Annotated in this window: 2 protein-coding genes; both read right to left on the bottom strand. The window is 43.9% G+C overall.

Translation table 11 applies throughout. The annotated features are described in order from the left end of the window. Positions 1–130 precede the first annotated feature (130 nt). Positions 131–400, bottom strand: coding sequence for a YciI family protein (locus ACFE93_RS14330; protein WP_289799149.1), 270 nt, complete (start codon positions 398–400; stop codon positions 131–133). A 105-nt stretch (positions 401–505) separates the two neighbouring features. After that, complete coding sequence (pheT, locus tag ACFE93_RS14325; protein ID WP_375473920.1) at positions 506–2,956, bottom strand: phenylalanine--tRNA ligase subunit beta; 2,451 nt, start codon at positions 2,954–2,956, stop codon at positions 506–508. Between the last annotated feature and the right edge of the window lie 281 nt (positions 2,957–3,237).

The raw sequence follows: 3,237 nt of genomic DNA, 5'->3' as shown, positions 1-3,237 counted from the left end.
TCAGAGGTTCAACTTCCGAGTTCAGAGGTTCAACTTCCGAGTTCAGAGGTTCAACATTCAAGTTCAGAGGTTCAACATTCAAGCTCATCTTCCCATGACCAATGCCCAATGCCCAATGCCCAACACCAATTTATAAAGCCTGAATCCATTCTTTGACTGAATATTCAGTCCAGATGCCATTTTTCCAGTAAGGATCGTTTTCAATTAACTGGCGCACAGTGGCTTCGTCTTCGGCTTCGTAAATGCCAAAAACTTTTGTAACATCCTTGGTGGGGCCGATAGTAATCAGCACACCAGATTCTTTCTGTTTTGCTAATCCGTCTAAATGAGCTTGACGATAGGGGGCGCGTTTTTCGATAACGTCTTCGCAGTAAGTTCCCCAGAGTACATATTTAGGCATAGCTAAGACTATTTTGGATTTTAGATTTTACAGCCAGTGCATCGGGGAGTAAGAAATGATTAATTTCTCACTCCAAGCAAATGACAAAGGACAAGTGACAAATGATTAACTTCTCAAGTTGACGCCGAATTTTTCTACCAAGCCTTCGCGGACTTTATTGTGTACTGGTTCGACTTCAGCCTCAGTAAGAGTGCGATCGCTAGCCCGATAAATTAAGCGGAATGCTAAACTCCGCTGTCCTTCGGGGACGTTTTCACCACGATATTCATCAAATAATTCCACAGATTCGAGCAAATCTTTACCAGCTTTGGTAATTACTTTTTCAATTTCGACAACTGAAATTTTCACGGGTGCGAAAAAGGCAATGTCGCGATCGCTAGCTGGATATGTAGAATAAGGCTGGAATGTGGAGACGAGAACTTCATCTTCTCCTAGAGAATCTAAAAGCACATTTAGATCCAACTGAAAGACATAAACGGAATCTGGTAAACCTTTTTCTCGTCGCAGTTGGGGATGAAGTTGCCCAAAAATCCCCAGTCTGTTACCCCGAATCCACAGAGAAGCGGTACGTCCTGGATGTAAGCGATCGTCGCGGCGATCGGGTTGAAATTCGATTTGCAAGCTCAGTTGCCGAAATACACTTTCTAAAATGCCTTTGGCTTCAAACCAGGTGATGGGTTCTTCGCGTCCACTTTTTGACCATTTGCCAACGGAAATATCCCCTCCCATAATTCCCGCCAGGGCTTCTGTTTCTTGCAAACCATCTTCTTCTTGCCAGAAAATTTGCCCGATTTCAAAACCGTTGAGGGCACCATTACCCTGCTCTAAATTGTATTGAAACGCATCAATTAACCCAGATATCAAATCGGTTCGCAGCGCTGAATATTCGACAAATAAAGGATTGCACAATACTATATTTCTGTCTTCTCCTGGTTTTACTAAAGAATAGTGGATTAATTCTGTCAATCCTTCAGCACGCAGGAAAGCTCGTAATTTGCGAATCAATTCCTCATCTAGAGGCAGATAACCAGCTTCCGCTTTTTCTGGTAAAGTATCGCAGAATTTGTTGTAACCATGGAGACGGGCGATTTCTTCAATTAAATCAATTTCGCGCTCTAAGTCGCGGTAACGATAGGGTGGGACGGAAACAGACCACGTAGGTTGATGGGTGCTATCTTCTCCTGAAGGAGTCAACTGACACCCCAATGCAGTCAGGATGCCCTCAACATCTTGTTTTTGCAGTTCGCGTGTGTCCTCTTCTAATTCGATGGGCCCCAATATCTGATTAACTCGCTCTAAACGCAGGGCGATAGAACGACTCCAAGTAGACGGATCGGGGCGGGTGTCGGCAATTTCTTGCTGGACTATAATTCCACTCGCTAATTCGCTAATTAAGGATAAGGCGCGGCGATTGGCTATTTCCAACTCAGCCCGGTTAACTCCCCGTTCGTATCTGCCAGAAGCCTCACTTCTTAACCCAACACTCCGGGAAGAACGGCGAATTGCCACGGAATCAAATAAAGCTGCTTCTAGAACTAGGCTTTGAGTACCTTGATGGACTTCTGTTTCTTCCCCACCCATGACTCCCGCCAAAGCAACGGGTTTGTCGTTAGCGGTGATTAATAAATTTTGGGTTGCTAGGGTGCGAGTTTGTCCATCCAGGGTTTTGAGGGATTCTCCATTATTGACGAAGCGAACGCCGATGCTTAAATTTTCACCACCTGCAACAGATTTTAAGCGATCGCCATCAAAAGCGTGCAGTGGTTGTCCCCATTCCAACAAAACATAGTTAGTAATATCCACCACATTACTAATGGGACGTACCCCAGCCGCCCGCAAACGCTGTTGCAACCATTCGGGAGATGGAGCAATTTTGATCTGTTCAATTACCGTACCAATGTATGCAGGACAAGCTTGGGTATCGGCAATTTTTAAAGCTAAATTTCCGGCTTTTTTGGGAATAGAGACTTCACTAGGTTCAAGAATGCTCAACTTTCCACCAGTTAAAGCTGCTACTTCTCTGGCTACGCCTACCATACTTAGAGCATCAGCGCGATTGGCAGTTGCAGTCAGGTCTAAAATTACATCATCTAAACCTAACAATGGCCGCACGTCACTACCCAATGGTAAATTTTCCTGGGTAAAAATATGAATTCCGTCTATATCGGTGGGCAAACCGAGTTCCTTTAAAGAACAAATCATGCCCTGAGATGGGACGCCACGCAGTTTTGCTGGTTTGATTTTTAAATCAATTTTGGGTAAGTAAGTACCTGTAGTTGCCACTGGGACATAGATATCTGCCTTCACATTGGCAGCGCCACAGACAATATTTAAAGTCTCACCTGCACCGATATCTACTTGGCAAACACTCAATTTATCGGCGTTGGGATGGGGTTGACGCTCAAGCACTTTGCCGATAACCACGCCATTTGCCCAAGTGCGGCGATCTTCAATTTCTTCAACTTCAAACCCTGCCATTGTCAGGGTTTCGGCTAATTCTTCTGGACTAAGTTTTATCTCTACTAGTTCGCGCAGCCAATTTAGAGAAATACGCATGGAGTGTGATTGTTTTAGGAATCGTCTTTTGCTCTTATTTTAGGGTGCAAGGAGCGATCAATGGCTACTCGTCCCGCAAGGCTTACCCTTTCACTTGAACAATCCTACTACGTTAAACTGGCAATGTAAAAATAAGTAAATACTGAAAATGTATCTACGCAGGGAAGTAAGACATTATTTTTATTTGGTTGATTTTGACGTTAAACTACATCAGCCCGGATTTCTCGCAGGGCAAACGCATCTTATTTACTAATAAAAACTAAGAAAGATTTCAAAATAAC

Origin of the sequence: uncultured Nostoc sp., from assembly GCF_964247315.1 — a bacterium.
Lineage (GTDB): Bacteria > Cyanobacteriota > Cyanobacteriia > Cyanobacteriales > Nostocaceae > Nostoc.
This window is presented reverse-complemented; position numbering and strand designations above follow the sequence as displayed.